The organism is Microbulbifer sp. MCCC 1A16149, from assembly GCF_050368945.1.
GTDB lineage: Bacteria > Pseudomonadota > Gammaproteobacteria > Pseudomonadales > Cellvibrionaceae > Microbulbifer.
In genome coordinates this window covers 541,314-562,390 of record NZ_CP185959.1, presented here as the reverse complement: position 1 = coordinate 562,390, position 21,077 = coordinate 541,314, and the positions used below count along the sequence as shown (strand labels likewise).

General features: G+C 60.3%; 18 protein-coding genes and 5 tRNA genes. 1 reads left to right on the top strand and 22 read right to left on the bottom strand.

The genetic code is table 11. From position 1 onward, the window contains the following. Positions 1-245: 245 nt before the first annotated feature. From rplL to ACONT6_RS02255, 19 genes are all read right to left on the bottom strand, one after another. A complete protein-coding gene (gene rplL / locus ACONT6_RS02345; RefSeq protein WP_078083379.1) occupies positions 246-614 on the bottom strand; it encodes a 50S ribosomal protein L7/L12 in 369 nt (122 codons plus the stop codon). Between the two features lie 86 nt (positions 615-700). Next, positions 701-1,195 (bottom strand): 50S ribosomal protein L10, encoded by a 495-nt coding sequence (gene rplJ, locus ACONT6_RS02340; protein WP_078083380.1) that lies wholly within the window; start codon positions 1,193-1,195, stop codon positions 701-703. A gap of 295 nt (positions 1,196-1,490) precedes the next feature. Then, a complete protein-coding gene (rplA, locus tag ACONT6_RS02335; protein WP_066967239.1) occupies positions 1,491-2,189 on the bottom strand; it encodes a 50S ribosomal protein L1 in 699 nt (232 codons plus the stop codon). After that, on the bottom strand, positions 2,190-2,621 hold the full coding sequence (gene rplK / locus ACONT6_RS02330; protein ID WP_078083381.1) for a 50S ribosomal protein L11: 432 nt from the start codon (positions 2,619-2,621) through the stop codon (positions 2,190-2,192). 167 nt (positions 2,622-2,788) lie between these two features. After that, complete coding sequence (gene nusG / locus ACONT6_RS02325) at positions 2,789-3,322, bottom strand: transcription termination/antitermination protein NusG (protein WP_078083382.1); 534 nt, start codon at positions 3,320-3,322, stop codon at positions 2,789-2,791. A gap of 10 nt (positions 3,323-3,332) precedes the next feature. Continuing rightward, positions 3,333-3,701, bottom strand: coding sequence for a preprotein translocase subunit SecE (gene secE / locus ACONT6_RS02320; RefSeq protein WP_428820268.1), 369 nt, complete (start codon positions 3,699-3,701; stop codon positions 3,333-3,335). 117 nt (positions 3,702-3,818) lie between these two features. After that, a tRNA-Trp gene (locus ACONT6_RS02315) sits at positions 3,819-3,894 on the bottom strand. A 121-nt stretch (positions 3,895-4,015) separates the two neighbouring features. Beyond that, a complete protein-coding gene (gene tuf, locus ACONT6_RS02310) occupies positions 4,016-5,209 on the bottom strand; it encodes an elongation factor Tu (protein WP_428820267.1) in 1,194 nt (397 codons plus the stop codon). 170 nt (positions 5,210-5,379) lie between these two features. Continuing rightward, positions 5,380-5,454, bottom strand: a tRNA-Thr gene (locus ACONT6_RS02305). A 106-nt stretch (positions 5,455-5,560) separates the two neighbouring features. Beyond that, positions 5,561-5,634, bottom strand: a tRNA-Gly gene (locus tag ACONT6_RS02300). A gap of 82 nt (positions 5,635-5,716) precedes the next feature. After that, positions 5,717-5,800: transfer RNA gene (locus ACONT6_RS02295), tRNA-Tyr, on the bottom strand. 122 nt (positions 5,801-5,922) lie between these two features. Beyond that, positions 5,923-5,998 (bottom strand) — tRNA-Thr (locus tag ACONT6_RS02290). Positions 5,999-6,157: 159 nt separating this feature from the next. After that, positions 6,158-6,886 (bottom strand): SPOR domain-containing protein, encoded by a 729-nt coding sequence (locus tag ACONT6_RS02285; RefSeq protein WP_428820266.1) that lies wholly within the window; start codon positions 6,884-6,886, stop codon positions 6,158-6,160. Positions 6,887-7,037: 151 nt separating this feature from the next. Beyond that, the gene (locus tag ACONT6_RS02280) at positions 7,038-7,811 is read right to left on the bottom strand and encodes a type III pantothenate kinase (RefSeq protein WP_428820265.1); all 774 of its coding nucleotides are present in this window, start codon (positions 7,809-7,811) and stop codon (positions 7,038-7,040) included. A gap of 2 nt (positions 7,812-7,813) precedes the next feature. Next, positions 7,814-8,869 carry a bifunctional biotin--[acetyl-CoA-carboxylase] ligase/biotin operon repressor BirA gene (gene birA, locus ACONT6_RS02275; RefSeq protein WP_428820264.1) on the bottom strand — a complete coding sequence of 352 codons (1,056 nt, stop codon included), beginning with the start codon at positions 8,867-8,869 and terminating at the stop codon, positions 7,814-7,816. 54 nt (positions 8,870-8,923) lie between these two features. Then, positions 8,924-10,063, bottom strand: a complete 1,140-nt coding sequence (alr, locus tag ACONT6_RS02270; protein ID WP_428820263.1) for an alanine racemase — start codon at positions 10,061-10,063, stop codon at positions 8,924-8,926. 26 nt (positions 10,064-10,089) lie between these two features. Then, positions 10,090-11,280: an ABC transporter permease gene (locus ACONT6_RS02265; RefSeq protein ID WP_428820262.1), complete on the bottom strand. Its 1,191-nt coding sequence runs from the start codon at positions 11,278-11,280 to the stop codon at positions 10,090-10,092. Continuing rightward, on the bottom strand, positions 11,277-12,032 hold the full coding sequence (locus tag ACONT6_RS02260; RefSeq protein ID WP_428820261.1) for an ATP-binding cassette domain-containing protein: 756 nt from the start codon (positions 12,030-12,032) through the stop codon (positions 11,277-11,279). The genes ACONT6_RS02265 and ACONT6_RS02260 overlap by 4 nt, the downstream gene beginning before the upstream one ends. Beyond that, positions 12,029-13,624 (bottom strand): alpha/beta hydrolase, encoded by a 1,596-nt coding sequence (locus ACONT6_RS02255; protein WP_428820260.1) that lies wholly within the window; start codon positions 13,622-13,624, stop codon positions 12,029-12,031. Before ACONT6_RS02255 ends, ACONT6_RS02260 begins: the two co-directional genes overlap by 4 nt. Positions 13,625-13,851: 227 nt before the next feature. On the opposite strand from ACONT6_RS02255, the gene ACONT6_RS02250 reads away from it, so the two are divergent. After that, entirely contained in the window at positions 13,852-14,808 is a 957-nt protein-coding gene (locus ACONT6_RS02250; protein WP_428820259.1) for a hypothetical protein, read from the top strand. Between the two features lie 402 nt (positions 14,809-15,210). Here the strand turns inward: ACONT6_RS02250 and ACONT6_RS02245 are convergent, their stop codons facing one another. The 3 genes from ACONT6_RS02245 to ACONT6_RS02235 all read right to left on the bottom strand — a co-directional run bounded on the left by ACONT6_RS02245 (position 15,211) and on the right by ACONT6_RS02235 (position 20,975). Next, entirely contained in the window at positions 15,211-16,125 is a 915-nt protein-coding gene (locus ACONT6_RS02245) for an aldo/keto reductase (RefSeq protein WP_428820258.1), read from the bottom strand. Between the two features lie 118 nt (positions 16,126-16,243). Further along, positions 16,244-18,193, bottom strand: coding sequence for a phytase (locus tag ACONT6_RS02240; protein WP_428820257.1), 1,950 nt, complete (start codon positions 18,191-18,193; stop codon positions 16,244-16,246). A 184-nt stretch (positions 18,194-18,377) separates the two neighbouring features. Continuing rightward, positions 18,378-20,975 carry a TonB-dependent receptor gene (locus ACONT6_RS02235; RefSeq protein ID WP_428820256.1) on the bottom strand — a complete coding sequence of 866 codons (2,598 nt, stop codon included), beginning with the start codon at positions 20,973-20,975 and terminating at the stop codon, positions 18,378-18,380. Positions 20,976-21,077 lie beyond the last annotated feature (102 nt).

Sequence of the window (21,077 nt, the reverse complement as noted above, 5' to 3'; positions counted from 1 at the left end):
TACGCAGTCCATCCGGGCGAGAAGTCTCTGCACATTGCGCTACGCTTAAAACAGGTGGTTAAAAACTGCACCGCCCTGTGCGCAAACCTCTCGGTTTTTCTGTCGTTTGCCGCGTTCGAGGCATCTCCCTTTGGCGGGAAAAAGCCCTATGCCGCAAACGGCAAAAAGGCCGGCGGACAAATGTCCACCAGCCTTGCCGTCAGTGGTTGATTACGCAGCCACTGACGGTGGTGTGTAGATCTGAATTACTTCAGTTCTACGGTAGCGCCAGCTTCTTCCAGCTCTTTCTTCGCTGCTTCGGCTTCGTCTTTGGACACGCCTTCTTTCAGCGGGCTCGGAGCGCCGTCTACCAGAGCTTTGGCTTCTTTCAGGCCCAGACCAGTGATGCCGCGAACAGCTTTGATCACGTTCACTTTCTTGTCGCCAGCAGAGGCCAGGATTACGTCGAACTCGTCCTTTTCTTCTGCAGCAGCTTCGCCGCCAGCCGGTCCAGCCATAACAGCAGCAGCTGCGGTTACGCCGAACTTCTCTTCCATAGCTTCGATCAGCTCAACAACGTCCTTAACAGACATTTCAGCGATCGCATTGATGATATCTTCTTTAGTCAGAGACATGAGTTAGTACCTGATTTCGTGTGAGCAGGAAACTGCTCGTAATTTCTTTAAAAGTTGAAAACTGCCATTTCGCCTCAGCGAAACAGTTACGCAGCTTCCTGCTCTTTTTGGTCGCGAACGGCCGCAATAGTGCGAACCAGTTTGCCAGCAGAGGCTTCTTTCATGCAGCTCATCAGCTTCGCGATTGCTTCATCGTAAGTCGGCAGGCTTGCCAACAGAGCGATGTCAGTCGCTACGCCTTCGAAGGCGGCACCTTTCAGCTCCAGCTTGTCATTGCCCTTAGCGAACTCTTTCAGGATGCGCGCGCCGGCACCCGGGTGTTCGTTAGAGAAAGCAATGATGCTGGGACCGACGAAGTTCTCAATGAGACATTCGAATTCGGTACCGGCCAGAGCGCGACGCGCCAGAGTATTGCGGACGACTTTCAACCAAACGCCGTTCTCGCGAGCCTCTTTGCGCAGGGCAGTCATGTCGTTCACGGTAACGCCGCGGGAATCCGCAACCACCGCCGACAGAGCACCCTCAGCAGCCTGCTGGACTTCCGCGACAATCGCTTTCTTGTCTACGAGTCCAATAGCCATAGTGTCACTCCTGGATTTGAATGAAGGCCGGGAACTACATGTAACCCCGGCCCGTTCCGGTGCTTAAAGCTCAAATCCAGTAAAAATACTGGTTTGGGCACACCGTCTGCGTAGGCTCGATCTCTTAACTGGTCAACCTGACCAGAGATCTGGATTAAGCGGTGGGCATTTAAACCTCAAACACCCGCCGCACCTACGGTCTTTGACGACCCACCTACCCGCTTGCGCGGTGGTGGACCCCAAAGTTCTTTTTACTGAACGTTGTCAATTTTCAGAGAATTGAATTCTCGGAAAATTATTTAACGTCCAGAGAAGCCTGGTCGATGGTCAGACCCGGGCCCATGGTAGTGCTCAGGGTGATCTTCTTCAGATACACGCCTTTCGCGGAAGCCGGCTTGGCCTTTTTCAGGTCAGCTACCAGCGCTTCCAGGTTTTCCTTCAGCAGGTTGGCGTCGAACGCCACCTTGCCGATACCACCGTGGATGATGCCGCCTTTGTCAGCGCGGAAACGCACCTGACCAGCCTTGGCATTTTTAACGGCAGTCGCAACGTCCGGGGTAACAGTACCGGTCTTCGGGTTCGGCATCAGGCCGCGCGGACCGAGGATCTGGCCCAGCTGACCGACAACGCGCATGGCGTCCGGAGAAGCCACAACCACGTCGAAGTCCATCTTGCCGGCTTTAACTTCAGCAGCCAGCTCGTCCATGCCTACCAGGTCGGCGCCAGCTTCTTTAGCGGCGTCGGCATTGGCACCCTGGGTAAATACGGCAACGCGCACTTCTTTACCGGTACCGTGCGGCAGAGTGGTCGCGCCACGTACAGCCTGGTCGGATTTACGCGGGTCGATACCCAGGTTGATGGCAGCATCAACAGTTTCCGCGAACTTGACGTTGGAAAACTCTTTCAGCAGCGCAACAGCTTCATCGATGCCGTATGCTTTGCCAGCTTCAATTTTTTCAGCGATAGCACGCTGACGCTTGGTCAATTTAGCCACTTACACACCCTCCACTTCGATACCGGCACTGCGGGCGGAACCAGCGATGGTGCGCACCGCTGCATCCATGTCGGATGCAGTCAGGTCAGCCTTCTTCATTTCCACGATCTCTTCGATCTGAGCGCGGGTCACTTTGCCCACTTTCTCAGTGTTCGGACGGCCGGAACCGCTCTTGATCTTGGCAGCCTTGCGCAGCAGAACTGCGGCGGGCGGAGATTTCATGATGAAGGTGAAGGAGCGATCGCTGTATACAGAGATCACTACCGGTACCGGCAGGCCCGGCTCCAGGCTCTGGGTCTGTGCGTTGAACGCTTTACAGAACTCCATGATGTTCACGCCGTGCTGACCCAGTGCAGGACCAACGGGCGGACTCGGGTTGGCCTGGCCGGCCTTCACTTGCAGCTTGATGTAAGCTTCAATTTTCTTAGCCATTACAGCTTCCTCTTTAACTGGGTATTAGCGCCTGCGCTGTACACTCTTACAAACATGCAACGCTCAGCTCCCCTGTTTACCCCGTACACCGCTCAACACGGTTTTCAGGGACGCGAAAGCCCTCTTCCACCTGCGGCGAAAGAGGGCCGAATCCTTTCAGCTCGAACTCAGTTCTTTTCTACCTGACCGAATTCCAGCTCTACCGGTGTGGAGCGACCGAAGATCAATACCGCCACCCGCAGGCGACTCTTCTCGTAATTGACCTCTTCAACCACACCGTTGAAATCATTAAACGGACCGTCGATAACACGAACCATCTCACCCGGCTCAAACAGCGTCTTGGGCTTGGGCTTGTCAACGGAATCATCGATGCGATTCAGGATAGCCTGAGCTTCGCGATCGGTAATCGGCGCCGGCTTGTCTGCCTTACCACCGATAAAACCCAGCACACGCGGGGTCTCTTTAACCAGGTGCCAGGTGTCGTCATTGAGCTCCATTTCCACCAGCACGTAGCCAGGAAAGAACTTGCGCTCACTTTTGCGCTTTTGACCGGCACGCATTTCCACCACTTCCTCGGTGGGGACCAGCACCTCTCCGAAGAGGTGATCCATCTCGTGCAGCTCAATGCGCTCCTTGAGAGAAGTCTTTACACGCTTCTCATAGCCGGAGTAAGCCTGAACTACATACCAATGCTTTGCCATGGATTAACCTTTAGCCAATGATCTTGGAGGCAGCCCAACCGAGGCCGGAATCCAGCGCCCACAGAATGACAGCCATCAGCAGCACGAACACCACCACAATCAAAGTGGTCTGAGTCGCTTCCTGACGAGTCGGCCAAACTACGCGGCGCACCTCATTCTGCGCCTCCCGCAGCAGATTCCAGAAGGAGTTACCCTTCTCGGTCTGCACTGCAACAAATACAGCTGCCAGGCAAAGCGCAACGATTGCCAGCACACGATACAGCAGGGGGATTTCGGCGTAGTAGGAATTGCCCGCCACAGCAGCACCAACAAGCAGCACTACCAACAGCCACTTAAGGCCGTCAAGACGAAAGGTTTTCGCCTCTACTTTAGCATTCATACAAAGAAGCCTTTAGCGCGCCCGGTTACTGCAAGGCGCCTTTATTGCCAACGACCGCAAAGAGCGACAGCAGTACAGGATAGCCCAACTGCAGGCCCCTTGCGGGCATCTGAAAGTTGGCAGGCCAGGAGGGACTCGAACCCCCAACAGCCGGTTTTGGAGACCGGTGCTCTACCAATTGAACTACTGGCCTGGAACACATCCGGGGCAAACTGCGTCACCACCGGAAAAAATGAGGGGCGGATCATACCACCCACCCCAGCATTTGCAAGCGCGACCCTCAAGTCAGATGAGAATCGCACTCAACGCATCGATTACTCGATGATTTTGGCAACCACGCCAGCGCCAACGGTACGGCCACCTTCGCGAATTGCGAAGCGCAGACCATCTTCCATGGCGATCGGAGCGATCAGGGTAACGGTCATCTGAACGTTATCACCCGGCATTACCATTTCGGTACCTTCCGGCAGCTCACACGCACCAGTTACATCGGTGGTACGGAAGTAGAACTGAGGACGATAACCTTTGAAGAACGGGGTGTGACGACCACCTTCGTCCTTGGACAATACGTATACTTCCGCCTCGAACTTGGTGTGCGGAGTAATGGAGCCCGGCTTGGCCAGAACCTGACCACGCTCTACTTCGTCACGCTTGGTGCCGCGCAGCAGTGCGCCGATGTTCTCACCAGCACGACCCTCGTCGAGCAGCTTGCGGAACATTTCAACACCGGTACAGGTGGTAGAGGTAGTCTCTTTGATACCAACAATCTGGATCTCGTCACCAGTGCGGATGATGCCACGCTCTACACGACCGGTTACCACGGTACCGCGACCAGAAATGGAGAACACGTCTTCGATCGGCATCAGGAATGGCAGATCTACCGCACGCTCCGGCTCCGGAATGTACTCATCCAGGGTTTCAACCAGCTTCTTAACAGCGGTGGTACCCATTTCATTGTCGTCTTCGCCGTTCAGCGCCATCAGGGCAGAACCGGTGATGATCGGAGTGTCGTCACCCGGGAACTCGTACTGGTCCAGAAGTTCGCGAACTTCCATTTCAACCAGCTCCAGCAGCTCCTCGTCGTCAACCATATCGGCTTTATTCAGGAATACCACGATGTAAGGTACACCTACTTGGCGAGACAGCAGGATGTGCTCACGAGTCTGCGGCATGGGGCCGTCAGCAGCAGAACACACCAGAATAGCGCCATCCATCTGAGCGGCACCGGTAATCATGTTCTTAACGTAGTCGGCGTGTCCCGGGCAATCTACGTGCGCGTAGTGACGGGTCGGGGATTCGTACTCAACGTGAGAGGTAGCAATGGTAATACCGCGCTCACGCTCTTCCGGTGCGTTATCGATGCCGTCGAAGGCAACGGCCGCGCCGCCCCATACTTCCGCACATACACGAGTCAGCGCTGCAGTCAGAGTGGTCTTACCGTGGTCAACGTGACCGATGGTGCCCACGTTTACGTGGGGCTTGGAGCGTTCAAACTTTTCTTTTGCCATTGCGGGCCTCCCAATATAAGCGTGAGCCGAACTAGCGACCTTACCCAAGAACAGCTCCCGAGCACCTTTCCAGGAGCCAAACCGGGAACCAGTGCACCCAGACCCGCCTGACGGCAAATAAGCCGGATACAAATAGCCGCGGAGACACAAGTCACCGCGGCTACGAATAATGGAGCTCATGGGCGGATTTGAACCGCCGACCTCACCCTTACCAAGGGTGTGCTCTACCCCTGAGCTACATGAGCATACTCCGGACATCGACAGAAACTGTCGACACACAGGCGGGGCTGCCTGTGCTCTCGCCCGACCCGCAGATCAAGCAAGTTACCAACCAAGCTCCGCACTAAAGAATGGAGCGGGCAGCGGGAATCGAACCCGCATCATCAGCTTGGAAGGCTGAGGTTCTACCATTGAACTATGCCCGCGCTATCGCGTGCGAAAACCTCCACGATAGAAGACCAAACAACTTCTTCTACCTTCGATGCCAGCACACAGGCATCTGAATAATGGTGCAGGGGGGTGGATTCGAACCACCGAAGCTTGCGCGTCAGATTTACAGTCTGATCCCTTTGGCCACTCGGGAACCCCTGCTCGAAAGCGGTGCGTATTTTCTACAGCGACCGCCTCGCTGTCAACAATTTTTTTCCTTAATTTTCACAGACTTAGCTGCTTTCTTTACCCTTCGGCAAAACCGGCCACAAGCCGGAGGAAAATGGAGCTGGCGAGAGGAGTCGAACCCCCGACCGGCTGATTACAAGTCAGCTGCTCTACCAACTGAGCTACGCCAGCATGTCCATATATGAGCCCCCAAAAGGACTCACCACTCCGGGCGTTGTTGACACCCCCTGAAGTGGAGGCGGGATTCTAGGGGAACTGTCCGCGACAAGCAACAGGGGATTGTCGCTTTTCTTCACCCAGGCAAAACACACCCGCCAATTAATCCTCCAACTACTCTGCTTGCGCAGTGCGGATCTCGCTGCACAGGTTCTGGCGACGACCGATATCGGGGTAATCCAGCTGCAGCTGATCCCAGAAATCCTCCGCCAGAGACGCCGCCCCGGCAGCGCCTTCGCCCGCCGCGAGGACCACCCAGCGCTCCAGGTAAGTCTGCGGCTCCTCGCGAAACTGTGCCGCGAAACCGCGATCCTGCAGTTCATTGGTCAGGGTCTCGGCGCGATCTTTCTCGGAAAAAATACCGAACGAGATGCCGTTTTCCAGCGAACCTTTGGGTATCACATAGCTATCGATACCCGCCGCCTGCAGCTCACGCAGCTTGCGGAAGGCTTCCTGCGAGGAATTCAGTGGCGCCAAGTATACCCAGTAGCGCATCTGCCCCTGCATTTCTATCTCGCGCATGGCGGCATTTATCTGAAGCGCCTGCAGGCGTCGCGCCACATCTTCTCCCTGATAGGCCTCAGCGAATGGGCCCACCAGCGTGCACAGTGCTTCCGCCCCGGCACGGGTGCTCCGCTCCGGTGCCGGGGATCGCTCACGCTTTGGCTGCGGTTCTGGCACCGGCAGTGCGGCGGGATCGGCCTCGGTAACCAGCGAGATACCACCCCCCTCTTCCGCCGCAATCACCGGCGTCACGCGCGCGGCGGCAGGCCGGTCATTGGACAGGAACCAGGCAAACAGACCGAGGTTGGCAACCGCCAACAAAATAAATATCCAGCGCATAATGTATTCAGGTAATTAGTACTGTGAATGCCAATAACGGCGTCAGAGTGTTGAACAGTGCGCATTCTAGCCAACCCGAGCGCCTCAGGGGCAGCCACTGGCGCACACTGCGAGCTGCGGGGCTCTCGCCCCGGGTCTGGGAGTTCCAGGTCTAGGGGTTGGTGACTGCGAGCCCCTCCATCACCAGATCCGCCACCCACTCCCCGGGGCGATCACACAACGGCGCCAGTATTTCACCGTCGCCGCCACAAAACAGCAACCGCGGACTCGCGTCCCCAGACACGGCGCAGCGATGGGCCAGCTCATCGTAGACACGCTCGACCGCGCCAAGCACCATTACCGGCAAGCCGCGGTCCACCGCGTCCCGCGTGTTACACCCGGGATCGAGGGAGGCGGGCGGGCTATCCGGCGGCGCCACTTTCACCGCATCGGTGTCACTGTATAGGGCGCGGCGCATCAGCCCCAGCCCCGGAACTATATACCCGCCAAGATGCTGACCGTCGCCACCCAGAAGGTCCAGGGTGACGGCACTGCCGCAATCGACCACCAGGGCCGGGGCGGGGCGGCGCCGATACGCTGCCAGCACCGCCAACCAGCGATCCACCCCGAGCTTTGACTCATCCCGGTAGGCGCAGCGCACCCCGCCACACTCCGGCGTAACCCGGGCAAACTCCGGCTGCACGCCGAGAAGCTGCTGTACGTGCGAAGCGATACTCTGCTCGACCGTCGCGCCCGCCACATTCGCCACCCGGACCCTCTGCGGGGCGTACTCCCCCCAGGCCGCGGGGGTTTCCGATACTTCCCACCAGGGCCCGGGCGCAAACCCGCCGCGCGCGAGGACCGCGGGATCAGTGGCACCCGTGCCGGTGTCGATAAGACGCCACTTGGCGCGGGTATTTCCCTGGTCCAGCTCGAGAATCTTCACCCTTACACCTCCCGCCCCTTGCGGGCCGGTCCCTGTTCGACCGCTCGCTCGACAGGACGCAGGGATACCTCGCCACCGTGGAAAACCCTGCGTTCACCGTCGCATTCCAGCACCAGTGCACCGCTGCCATCGACCCCGCGCTCAATCCCGCACCAGCGCTGCTGGGCGGACTGCAGGCAGACCTCCGCACCGGCAAACTGGTCCAGGGCCAGCCACGCATCGCGCCAGCGGGCAAACCCGTCCTCGGGATAATCGGCAAGCATCGGTAACAGCTCATCGAGCATTGCCGCGACCAGTTGATTGCGCGGGATACCCGGACAAACCTCTGCGAGATCTATCCACGGCTGGCCGATGCCCTCGGCAGCGGCATCGGGCAGGCGCATGTTCAGGCCGATCCCCACCACCACAGCGCAGCGATCGGTCAGGTCGCCACTCAATTCGAGCAGCACCCCAGCCAACTTGCGGCCACGACACCAGACATCATTGGGCCATTTCAAGCGCACATCCGGCACCTCGAAGCGCGCCAGTGCCCGAGCCAGGGCGACGCCAACGGCGAGACTCAGCCCTTCGAGCAACTGCACGCCGCCGTTGAACTGCCAACCGATTGAGAGGCTGATCCCCGAGGCGAAGGGGCTCGCCCAACTGCGACCGCGCCGCCCGCGCCCGGCGGACTGCATTTCCGCAAGCACCACGCGCGCGTGCCCGCTTCCCTGCTCCAGGCTTGCAAGTACCCGCGCGTTGGTCGAGTCCACCTGATCAAATACCTGCAGTCCGCCCAGCAGTGATGAGCTGGCACTCCCCAGCGATGAGAGAATCAGTTCCGGCTCCAGCAGATCCAGACCACCAGCGAGGCGATATCCCCGCCCTTTGACCGACTCCACTTGCAGCCCCAGGGGCTCCAGCTTCTGCAGCTGTTTCCACACCGCCGCGCGACTCACCCCCAGTACCTCACCGAGAGATTCACCGGAGTGGACCTCACCATCGGCGAGCAACAACAACAGGGGGCGCAGTGCGGCCAGCGGACCTGCCGGCACTTCGTTGGAATGACGCGAGACCAAGTTAATTTCTCCGGTAATTCGGGTACTGCGAAGGGTTTCCGGCAATGCCGCGGTTCACCGATAACGGCGGCAGTAGCGGTGACCGAGAGAGGTCAGGATTTCGTAGCCAATGGTGCCAGCAGCGGCGCCCATATGATCCACCGTCAATGACTCCCCCAGCACTTCGATCAGCGATAGCTGTGCGCGCTGGTCCTCACTGAGGGCAGAGACATCGAACACGGTGGTATCCATGGACACACGCCCCAGCATGGGTACGGGAATCCGTTGCTCCCCCGCAATCGCCACGCCGCTGCCGCGACCACTCTGGGTGCGCAGTATACCGTCGGCATATCCGCCCCTGACCACCGCCAGCCAGCTGCCAGCCACCGCTGTCTGGGTAGCACCGTAGCCCACCGCACTGTCTCTGCTTACCTGGCGCAGCTGCAATACCGGCAGGCGCAAATTGACAACCGGGCGCATGGGGTTCGGCTGTGCCGGCGTCGGGTTGACCCCGTACAGGGCACACCCCGGGCGCGCCACCTCGAACTGGAAATCCTTACCGAGACAGATACCCGCGGAGTTTGCCAGGCTCGCCGGCACTTGCGGGCAGATCTCCCGCAGGCTCGCCACCATAGTGGCAAAGGCAGCCTGCTGATGGCCGTTTAGCGCGTGGCCGACCTCGTCCGCACAAGCGAGGTGACTGAGGATCAACTGCAGGTTCGCCCGCCGCAACAGCGCAGGCTGTTTTAACAGAAGCGCAAATTCATCCTCGCCCATGCCCAGGCGGGTCATCCCGGAATCCACCTTCAGCGCTGCCGGCGCCGCCAGCGCGTTATCGCCGGCAACACCGCATGTCTCATCACACCAGCGCTGTATCTGTGCGGTCGTCACCAGCACCGGGATCAATCCGGACTCGGCACAGGCCCGTTCGCACCCCGGGCGCACGCCGGTCAACAGGTAGATTGTGGCGGCCGCGCCCAGGATATCGCGCAGCTGAACGCCCTCGCTCTGGGTGGCGACAAAGAAGGTCCGGCAGCCTGCCCGGTAAAGGGCCGGAGCCACCTGCGCTATGCCCAGGCCATAGGCATCCGCCTTGACCACTGCACCGCACTCGCAGCCGTCGTGCAGGCGTGCACGCAACCAGCTGTAGTTGTGGACAATGGCGCCCAGATCGATGGTGAGCAGCCCTTCGCGCTCGTGATCGGAAATCGTCACTCTCGATGCCTTCCTCAACGCCAGACTTAACTGGCGGACAACAAACTTTCACGGCGCAGGGCACGTGCACCCACCATGACCGCGGCCAACACCAACCCGAGGGTAACCAGGGAACCGGCGACCATCCACACGGGAGAAACCTCACCGCCCACCAACAGGCCCTTGAGCCACTGTTGATGCCCCACCAGCGGCAGCAGCTGCCAGCTGTCGGACAGTTTTACCTGCGCGATGTCCAACGCCATCAGCACCACCAGCGGCGCTATCTGGAAAATGCTCAACTGGGTCTGCGCATCCTTGAACGACTGGGAGCGCAGCGCCAGCAGAATCTGCAACACCGCCACCAGCAACGCCAGCGGCAACATGATCAACCCCATGGCGATCACACCGCCGGGAGTGGTGGCGCGCTGGATGCCCAGTTCAGTGAGCGGCATCACCGGCATTAACAGCAGCAATGTGGCAATTGCCAGCAGTGAGCCGAGCCACCCCAGGCTCGCGACGGCGATAGTTTTGGCGGTAATGATCTGCCAGCCCGCCATAGGCTGCAGCAACAGCGGCTCCAGGCTGAGCCGCTCCCGCTCGCCGGCGGAGGTATCCACAGCGGTAGCAAGACAGGCGACAAACAGGGTCATGATCAGCAACCCGGGCACTGTGGCCAGAATCAGCGCGCCGCGGCTGGACGGGGTACTGACATCGCGGGTTTCGACACGCCAGGGCGCCAGCAGCCGCGGCGCCACGCCCCGCGCAGCAAGACGCTGGGAGACCACCAGCTGCTGCAGGGCCCCCAGGCGCTCTTGTATGTCCCGCTGGGCGCGACCACTACCAGTGTCTGAACTGTTGACGTAGAGATACAGGGGCGGCGCACGGAATCCCTGATAGCGCTGCGCAAAGTCCTCACCGAATTCCAGCACAATATCGTAATCACCGGCGAGCAGTTCCCGCGGCGAACCACTGTCCAGCGATGACACTTCCAGGTCCGGGGACTGCAGCCGCTCCTGGATCAGCGGCGCGCGCTCGGCGCCCAGCAGCGCGACACGGGTAACGTCTTCGCTCTGCTTCTTGATCATGAAGATGGTGCCGCCCGCCAGCGCGGTGGGAAACATCAGGGAAAAGCACACCGCCATAACCAGCGCCCGGCGGTCCCGCCAAGCCTCCAGCAATTCCTTGCGCAGCAGCGGCGCCATCTGTTTCACACCGCGGATCACATTCAAAATACTCACGCTGGCTCTCCTTGCATCTGCGCAACCGCTGGCCGCTGCCCGTAGGCCAGGGCCACAAAACTGTCTTCTAGATTCGTGCAGCCGGTTTCCGCCGCCAGCTGTTCCGGCGTGCCGGCACCGACAATTTTCCCCGCCGCCATCACCAGTACCCGGTCGGACAGTTCCGCCACTTCCGGCATCACGTGACTGGAAAACAGGATGGTGGTACCCGCGGCGCGCAGGCGCAGCAGGGTTTTGCGCAACAGCCGCACCGCCAGTACATCCAGACCGCGGGTGGGCTCATCCAGAATCAGGTGGCGCGGGCGATGTACCAGGGCCCGAGCCAGGGAGACCTTCATGCGCTCCCCCTGGGAAAATCCCCTGGCGCGTCGATCCCACAGGGCATCCAGTTCGAGTTCCTCACGCACCGCCTGCAGTGCCTCCTGCAGCGCCGCACCGGAAAGTCCCTGCATCTGTGCGAATACCGACAGGTACTCGCGCACGGTGAGCCGCTCGTAGAGTCCTTCGCGGTCGCCCACTACCCCCAGCTGGCGACGCACCGCCATGGGATCCGAAGCGGGGTCCGCATCGCCCACCAGCACGCGCCCGGAGTCCGCCTGCAGCAACCCGCAGACGATGCGCAGGCAGCTGGTCTTGCCCGCGCCATTGGCGCCGAGCAATGCGGTGATACGACCATCCGGCACTTCAAAACTCAGGTTGTGCAGCACCTGCTGCCCCTCGAAAGATTTGCAGATTTTGTCGACGCGAATCATGGCTGGTCACCTCCTGCGACTTCTTCCGTGGGGGTATCCCGTTGCTCCAGCTGTTCCGGATTCTTTTCTGAGCCCTCGCTCGCGCTTCCGGCAGAACCTTCTTGCGCGAGCATTGATTCCGCTTCAGGAATCATCTGTTCAGGCATCAGTGCGGGTCCGAACGCCCCGGCCGCAAACGGCGGCCGGCGAATATCTGCGATACAGCCGTCGTCCAGGGGCGCACCCGGCTGATCGAGGAACTGCAGGATCAGGTCCGGCACACATCCTCGCGGCGAATTGATATGCCCCCCGCCCTGCACCACCAGGTGCTGCTGGTTGGGCAGATACGCGAGCTGTTCGTCCGCGTACTCGGGCGGGGTAATGGGATCGGCGGTGCCGGAAATCAGCAACACCGGGTGATCGCGGGGCTCCGGCGTGTCGTAAGGACGGGGCGGCACCGGCCAGACCTTGCAGCCCTCCACGAAGATGCGGATAAACATATCGCCGATAAAGGTGCCGTCGGCGTCGCGGGCGATATCCGCCGCGTCGATCCGGTTCATTTCCTCAGCACAGGCCACGGAATAGGTAAGTCCCAGTGACATGGCCCCTTCCATATCCGCAAACAGCCCAAGGATGCCGGACAGCGGCGCATAGTTGCCGCGACTGGCTTCGCTCACCGCGTACGGCAGCTGTGCCGCTGCGGCGGGATCGTACAGAGCGGTGCGCACGGCGCCGGCCAACATCCAGGTTTCCACCGGTTCTTCGGCAGGACGCCCGGTAAACGGGTCCGGGAAGTTACTCGCCTGGGCATGGCTCCAGTTCGCCAGCAGGTTGTCCAGCTGACTGCGCCAATTTCCAAATCCCGTACATACGGGGTCTTCACTGCACGCCTGCTCCAGTTCCCGCAGTGCGGACTCCGCCGCGGACGCGGCCAGGAACACCTTGGTATCAATGGGGGCAACGCCGTCCAGCACCAGGCTCTGCAGGGCATCGGGATACCACTGCTGGTAAAGCAGCGCGGTGCGGGTGCCCCAAGAGCCTCCCCACAGGGAAATACGCTCGTGCCCCAGCGCCCGGCGCACCGACTCCAGGTCTTCCACGGTCTGGCGACTGTTGATGGTCAGGGGACGCTCGCCGGCATTGATATAGCAGGCGGCCAGCTGGGCGGTCATGAGTTCGATATTGTTGGGAATCTCGGCACCAAAGCCGCAATCGAAGGCATCGGAACGCCCTCCCCCGCGGCGATCCACCATCACGATATCCCGCCCACGGTTCAACTTGCGCAGCGGGTTCAGCAGCCGCACCAGGTCACTGGCGGCCTGCCCCGGGCCACCCGCGAGCAGATACAGCGGCTCGTGCTGGCCGCCGTTTACCGCCGGCGCAACCAGCACCGACAATGTTATCTGGTCATCCGCGCTGTCCGCCCCAACCGGGATCCGGTAACAGCGCAGCGACTCTGACCAGCCATCGGCATAACAGGTTTCGCTGGCGGGGGCAGTCGCTTCCGCAGGGCTTGGCTCGGCCAGCGCGCCAAAACTGAACAGTCCCGCAAATAAGGTGATTCCCAGGCTGTATTGCAGCCGCTGTGGGACAAGTCGCTTCCTTGAGTCCAATGCACACTCCCGTATTCGTAAGCGTTGATCATTATCCGTTAACTGACCTCACCAGCCTCGTGAGCCGGCGGGCAAACCCAGCCAGTCTACCGGACTTTCCCGCCACCCGCCCTCGCTTTGCAGGGCCCCCGGCGGCATTAGTCGTGGCACCCCGGAGCCTGCGGTGGTATCGTTTGCGGTCGTTTTTATATCGAATAATTAATAGCCAGCGATACCCCACCGAAAAAATGAGCTTTTCAGACAGAGAAAAACAACTGGTACGGGCTGCTTTTGCCTGGGGGCAGATTACCCAGAAGGAAGGCTACACCCTGTCCGATCTGGAAATCGAAAAGTCGGTGTTATTCCGCCGCCTGCTGGCCGGCCGCCCACCTCTCGCCTTCCCCCCGCCCCTGCGCCACGGATTTCCCTGGTACGAGGTGATCGAGGGCCGCAGTGAACATGTGGTAAACGCATCCGAGGCCTCCCCGGAACACAGCATCATCGCACCGGGCAGTAAACCCGGGGACACCTGCATTCTGATCGACGGTGCCTTCTGGCGTGTGGCGGAGACGATCCGTGAGCGCGAGGAATACCTGGTGGAATGGGGCGAGTACCCGATGCAGTGGCGTCTGTGCAAGCACTGGGAAGTGAATTACGAGATGACCCAGCAGCTGAACAATTTCCGCAAGGACAATCCGGAGGCGAATGTGAGCCTTGCCAGCCGCGGCGGGCAGAAGGAGTACAGTGAGTTCCGGGTGGACGACGACCAGACGGTATGGCTGTCGGAATGGCACCTGACCCGCATTGGCCTTCCGGGCTGGGTATGGGTTGGCAACGAGGTGGATCCGGAGCCGTGCGTGCACGATCTGACGCCCCTGTGCCAGGATCAGCAGGGCGCGCTGGTGCTGGGCGTTGCCGGTGCAGACCGCGGCCCGGGCTGGCTGCGTATCGAAACCAGCGCTACAGATGCCCGCTATATCAAGCTGGGGGATGAGCTGGACTACAAGTCCGTCATTGCCTCTGCGGTAACCGAATTTGACCGCCTGCTGCACAGCATTGCCGGCGAAAACCTCGAGGTGATGGATTGCCGCGACGGCGATGTACTGCGCTGCTACAGCGTCCCCATGCAACTGGCTCCGCTCGAGCAGTTTGACCTTGGCGATGTGAATTACGATCTGGTGCCTGAGAACGCTTACGCAGGATAACCACCTCACCTCCGCGGTTTTACGGCGCTCTATTCACAGCAACGTGGCGCCGGAGCACTGGGTATGTGTTTTTGAAACCGAGCTAGGCGCCCCCCCTGTGAATACATCCCTGTACGCTGCGTCGGCGACGTCCCTGTCGTCGACGCTTTCAAAAACACATACCCAGCACTCCCGCTTCTCCCCTACCCCCACTACTTCGTAAGCAATTGTTAATGCCACAATAAGAATCGAAGTGATGATTTTCCGCGAAGGTGCTGACAGCGGGGATCGATTCGCGAGACCTTCTAAAACAGGGATGTTTTAGAAGAGCCCCCAGGGATGGGTTCACGGCGTGTCTCGCGAATCGATCCCCGGTGGCAGTGCCGCCACCCAACCTGCTTAAGAACAATACCCGCGGGTCTTTTAATCCACATCCCGCCCGCGACCCGCGCGCAACAATTCAAACCATGCCTCCCGATCGAGCTCCATTTCCAGTGCCGCCAGTGCAGCAACCAACCGCTCGGGATTACCACTCCCCAGAACTGGAACCATTTTTGAAGGGTGTTTCAACAGCCACGCCAATGCCAACTGCATGGCACCCACATCGAGGGCCAGCCCGCGGGATTCGCACACACGACGCAATTCCGCCTGTACCCTCAGTGCATCCTCGTCGTTGCCGGTAAACAGACGACCACCGGCAAAAGGCGACCACGCCATCGGCAGGAGCTTGTGTTGCTGACAGTAATCCAACTGTCCGTCGAACATCGGCTGCGAGTGCAGCAGTGACACCTCGATCTGGTTCACCGCCAGAGGAGTCGACAGGCGGGACTGCAGAAGGTCGGTCTGGTGCGGCAGGAAATTGGAAACCCCCAGGTGCTTTACTTTGCCCTCAGCCACCAGCTGCTCAAGGACCAGCGCCAGCGCATCCGCATCCATCAGCGGATCCGGGCGGTGCAGCAACAACAGATCCATCTGCTCGATGCCCATATCCCGCAGGCTGGTCTCCACGGCACTGCGCACATGTGCCGCGCTGGTGTCGTAGTGATTGATACGCGCGCCGGACATTTCCCCCGCAAGGCGGATACTGCATTTGCTCACAATCTCCATGCGCGCGCGCAACTGCGGATTGTGCTTCAGCGCCGCGCCAAACGCCTGCTCACAGCGGTAATCACCGTAAATATCTGCCAGGTCGAATGTGGTCACCCCGAGGTCGAGCATCTGCTCGAACAACCCCACGCTTTCCGAGGGGGCGTAGTTCCAGTCGGTCAGCCGCCAGAGGCCAAACGCAATGCGGGACAGGGAAAGGTCGGGGGCGAGAGAGGAGGTAACGCGTTGCATGATAATCCGCCGGTTCAACAATGAATCGGCGGATTTTCGCATAGTCTCGATGGGATTGAACCGCCCCCGTCCGGGGGCGGAATCACATCGGTAGAAGCAGAGAGACAGGCAGCAACCTTTACTGCGGCAACTTCAGGGTCTCGGCAATATCTGCCCAGGACACAAGCTTGAAGTTCTGGGTCTGGCTGGGCATGCGGTTGCGGCCGTCCTGCACCACCAGCAGCCCCTGTGGATACTGACTGCCAAACGCCGCACTGGAGACTTCCAGGCCGTCGGTTTCCGAGCTGCCGTCGAGGTGTTTGTCCAGGTTGATATCCACACGGAAGTGACCCACAAACTGGCTGCCGTCGCGACTGAACAGCGCATAGCTGTTGTTGCCCTGGCTCGAAACCACCAGATAGCTCTTGTCGCCAGCGTGGTAGAGGCCCATGCCCTCCACATCCGCCGCCAGGCGCTCGCCGTCCACCGGTGCAATCAGCTGGGGCTTGGCTTCGCCAGCGAGGAATCCGGCGATGTCCAGACGCCAGATACCGCCGTCTTCCTCACCGAAGAACAGCATCTGCATTTCGTCATCCACCACGCAGCCTTCCACCTGGCTTTCCACTTCCAGCGTGGCCATCTGCTGCAGGCTCCAGTCCACGTTGCCGGTGCCGGGCACGATCTGCAGCAGCTGTACCGCGCCATCCTTGTCCGACACCCAGGCCATCAGGTCCGCGCCTTTGCGGTACACACACAGGCCGTAGGGGTCTTCCATGTCCAGATTGCGCAACCCGAGATAGTCGACCTCACCCGCAGCGCTGATACCGAACAGGCTCACACCGGGATCCGTGCGGTTGGTGGCCGCGGCGATGGCGACAAACTTGCCGTGCTGGATAGGGCGCAGGTCCACGTTGTTGACGCGGCCGACGGCGAAATGCTCCACCAGCTTGCCGTTCAGGTCGTAGACGCTGAGCCCGCTCTTCTTGTCCGTGCCGAGGATCAGGCTCGCGGATGGATTGACCGGGTTGACCCAGATCGCCGGGTCATCCGCGGCGTCGCCGCCGGAGGTGACCGGTGCGGTCTGCGCGCTGGCGCGCACCCGCGGTATCTCCACCGGGCCGCGGAAGGCCTGCATCTCCGCCGCGGGCTCAGGCAAAGTGACCGCAAAGCGCAGCACCCGGTCGCTCTCTTCCTCCAGCGCCAGTAACGCGCCCTGCAGCACTGCCGCGGAAACCGGCTGCATATCCGCCAGCACTTCGGAGAAATGCGGCTTCTGACGCGGTGTATTGATATTGAAGGCGAGCACCCGGTCGCCAGCGGTCATCCATAGGTTTCCGCTGACACCGTCCAGCCACAGGCCGCCGAATTCGCCCTCGGGCAGCTCTGCAGATGCGGCGAACACCTCGCGGCCCTCGTCCATTTCGGCATCTGCATTCAGGCTCCAGATTCCGAGCGGCGGTTGCGCCACCAGCAGCCGGCCACTGCGGTCATCCACCACACAGGAGGACACCTGCTCGCCGAAATACAACGGGCGTACGCCGGTAAACTCCCAGGCCTGCTCGCGGGGGTGCACCACATACTCGTGGCCAAGGCCATTTTCATCGATGGCAAACAGGTGGGTGCGCCCGGCCTGGCGAGAGAAGCACATGGCCACCTGCGGGGCCGTAGTCGCCATGGCGCCCAGGTAGCGAATGCGCGGGCTGCCCTCTTCCAGGTCCAGCAGGCGCAACTGCAGTTCCGCACTGTCCTCGTCGTATACCGCAATCAGCCAGTTGTCCTGCTCGAGTTGCTGCAGGGCAAACCGCTCCACGGTACCGCCATCCAGGGCGAGCTGTTCACTGCCAGCGTCATCGACCAGCACCAGGCCGCGCTTTTCACTGGCCAGCAACAGGTAATCGCGCCCTGCCAGCTGCAGCGGGGCCAGCTGGCTGGACACCACATCCTGCAGGGCCAGCGCATTCTGCGCGGTGATCGGTTTGGGCGCCGCAGCCTGCTCAATCTGCGGGCCACAGGCGCTGAGCAGACCAGTCAGAGCAAGCGCTACAGCGCCTCTCGCCAGGGTTTTACACGCAAAGGTTTTACACGCCATATCACTATCGTTCTTTGTCTCGTCTGTTGGCGACTTCGACAACACCGGGAGCAAAACTACGCCACCGCGTGTCAGAAAGATGTCAAACAGATGACCGTTGAATCCAATATAAAAAAATAGCAGAAAGCCCGGGCACCCACCGGCGCCGGGCCCCCTGCCCATCCATTGTTTACCAGTTGATGACTTAGAAGGTGGAGTAAGTCACACCCAGTACATAAGCCGGGCCGTACTCTTCGTACTGACCGTTGTAGCCGCGACGGTTGGCATAGAACGGCTCGTCGGTGAGGTTCACCGCATTGAAGAACACCTGCATGCCATTCTCGAAGCGGTACTTGGCGGACAGGTCCAGCTGCATGTGGTCGTCTTCGTAAAGGTCAAACGCCTCGTCTTCCAGATCCACTTCCAGCAGTCGCTCGCTCTTGTAGGCGGTGGACAGGCGCAGGCTCAGTGCATCGCGCTCGTAGCCAACGATAAAGTTGGCCACCAGGTCCGCCTGGGAAGGCAGGGTGATCTTGTTGCCGCGCTCGGCGTCAGCGCCCAGGCCCAGATCCGCTTCGGAGTCCGTCATGGTGGCATTGGCACGCAGCAGGAAGCCGTTGTCGAAACCGCGGGTCCAAGAAAGCTCGGCACCGGTCAGGGTCGCCTTGTCGCCGTTGATCGGCTGGAAAATTTCCGCTTCTTCCACCGCCAGGCTGCCCACGTACATGCTGTAGTCCGCGGTGCTGGCCACGTCTGCGGTCACCACGAAGTTGTCGATCTGCTTGTGGAAAGCACCCAGGGAGAACATGCCCAGGGAATCGGCGTAGTACTCGAAGGAAACGTCGAAGTTACGCGCTTCGTACGGTTCCAGCGCCGGGTTGCCCGCGGCCACTTCCAGCTCGCCCTCGTCGTATTCAATCTCCGCGGCAGACGGGTTCAGGTCGCCGAAGGACGGACGGGACAGGGATTCGGTGAAGGCCGCGCGCAGTACGATGTTTTCGCTGTAGTCGTACTTGAAGTTCACGCTCGGGAACAGGTTGCTGTAGTCGCGCTCGTAGGACACCGCAGAGACATACACGTCTTCGGCAATCTCTTCGGCTCCGGAAATCGCTTCGCCGGACTCCGCCACGCGATAGCCGTCGGCGCTGAAGTCGGTAGCTTCATAGCGCACCCCGTACACCAGGTTGGCGCGGCCGAAGTCGATATCGTTCATCAGGTAGAGCGCGGAGATATCCTCGTTCATCACGTAATCGCGTGCAGAGTCCAGCGCGGTGCTGGTCTCATCGATTTCGAAGCTGCCCAGGTTGGCGTTGATAAACGCATTCAGTGCGCCCTTGTTCACGCCCGGGCCGAAGTCACCCAGACCGTAGTCAACGCCATTGCTGGCAAAATCTGCAAGAGTGAAGTCGCCGCCGAAGCCATCGTAAACGGTGGCATTCAGGTCACCGGTTTTTTCCCGGCGACGCTCGTGTAAACCGAACTTCAGTTCAGACGGGTGGCCTGCCACATCGATATCGCGACGGAAGTCGATACGAAAGCTCACTTCCTCATCGTCGGTGTAGTTGTCTTCAACCACCAGTTCGTCCAGCTCATAGCTGGCGGCATCCATTGCGCTGGCATCGGCGGCAAACATTTTCGGGATCTTGCCCGCGCGGGTATAACCCAGCTCCAGGCCTTCCTGCACGAATGTGGTGTCGCGACGGTGCGGCTCGGATTCTTCCGCGTGGGAGAAGCCCACGGCGTATTCCACGCCCCACTTGTCCATATCGTGGGAACCGCCGGCAACCACCGACAGGATTTCCTGTTCCTCGTAGCGGTCTTTCAGTTCTTTTTCCAGCGCCGCATCAGACCAGGTCACACTGTTCGCAGAAACGGTATCCGGATCGTCATTCTCCTCGTCCAGCTTGAAGGAATTGCGCTGGCGCTCTTCGTCATCGGAGAAGTCGGAGTACAGGGTGTGCAGGTACAGCTGGCTGCCTTCGGAAACTTCCAGATCGAAGTTCGCGGCGAGGCCGGTACGCTCGCGGGTTACGGTGTAGTCGCGCTGCTCAATTTCCGCGGCGGTAATACCTTCGCTGCCGTCGAGGGCTGTGAATTCTTCCCACACGCCGTCGGTTTCAATATTTTCGGAACCGAAGTTGCGCTCCTGGTGCGACGCGGCAACCGCAACCCCCAGGGTGCGGCCACCCAGATCGAATTTATTGGTGTAGGTGCCAGCGAACTTCGGGCTGTTTTCGCCCTGCAGTTCGCTGTAGCCGTTTTCCACGGTGACCTTGTAGGTCTCGCCGTCCTGATCCAGCGCATTGATACTCTTGATCTCGATCGCGCCACCGATGGAATCGGCACTCATATCCGGCGTCAGGGTCTTGAACACTTCCAGGCTGGCCAGCAGGTCGGAAGGAATCACATCCAGAGCCACCGCGCGGCTGTCGGTTTCCGGCGCCGGCAGGCTCATGCCGTTGATGGTGGAGGCATTCAGGTTGGGATCGATACCGCGCACACCCACGAAGCGACCTTCGCCCTGGTCGCGGGCAATAAATACACCGGACATACGCTGCAGGGCTTCGGTCACATTGGCGTCCGGCAGCTCGCCGATGGCCTCGGAAGTCTGCACCGCAACCACCTTGTTGGATTCGCGCTGACGCTCGATATCACTGCGGGCGTTGGCCGCCTGGGCGGTCACCACGATGGTCTCCATCAGCTCGCCTTGCGTTTCCGGCGCTTGCTGCGCCCCGGCGTTGACGCTGATGATCGCGGCGGCAAGAGGCGCCACCATTTTGAAATTGAATGCAGGCTTAGTCATAAATCCCCGTCCCCATTAGGAAGTGGTTGTGCTGGTACAGAAGCAGTTGGCTGGCCGTCCGATAGGTAGCGGAGAGAAATAAACCGCCACGCCCGACCTGTT

Coding starts and splice junctions, on each gene's coding strand:
- rplJ (WP_078083380.1), bottom strand. CDS start 1,195: ATGGCTATTGGACTCGTAGACAAGAAAGCGATTGTCGCGGAAGTCCAG.
- nusG (WP_078083382.1), bottom strand. CDS start 3,322: ATGGCAAAGCATTGGTATGTAGTTCAGGCTTACTCCGGCTATGAGAAG.
- rplL (WP_078083379.1), bottom strand. CDS start 614: ATGTCTCTGACTAAAGAAGATATCATCAATGCGATCGCTGAAATGTCT.
- ACONT6_RS02285 (WP_428820266.1), bottom strand. CDS start 6,886: ATGCGCTGGATATTTATTTTGTTGGCGGTTGCCAACCTCGGTCTGTTT.
- rplK (WP_078083381.1), bottom strand. CDS start 2,621: ATGGCTAAGAAAATTGAAGCTTACATCAAGCTGCAAGTGAAGGCCGGC.
- ACONT6_RS02245 (WP_428820258.1), bottom strand. CDS start 16,125: ATGCAACGCGTTACCTCCTCTCTCGCCCCCGACCTTTCCCTGTCCCGC.
- ACONT6_RS02260 (WP_428820261.1), bottom strand. CDS start 12,032: ATGATTCGCGTCGACAAAATCTGCAAATCTTTCGAGGGGCAGCAGGTG.
- ACONT6_RS02240 (WP_428820257.1), bottom strand. CDS start 18,193: ATGGCGTGTAAAACCTTTGCGTGTAAAACCCTGGCGAGAGGCGCTGTA.
- ACONT6_RS02250 (WP_428820259.1), top strand. CDS start 13,852: ATGAGCTTTTCAGACAGAGAAAAACAACTGGTACGGGCTGCTTTTGCC.
- ACONT6_RS02235 (WP_428820256.1), bottom strand. CDS start 20,975: ATGACTAAGCCTGCATTCAATTTCAAAATGGTGGCGCCTCTTGCCGCC.
- secE (WP_428820268.1), bottom strand. CDS start 3,701: ATGAATGCTAAAGTAGAGGCGAAAACCTTTCGTCTTGACGGCCTTAAG.
- tuf (WP_428820267.1), bottom strand. CDS start 5,209: ATGGCAAAAGAAAAGTTTGAACGCTCCAAGCCCCACGTAAACGTGGGC.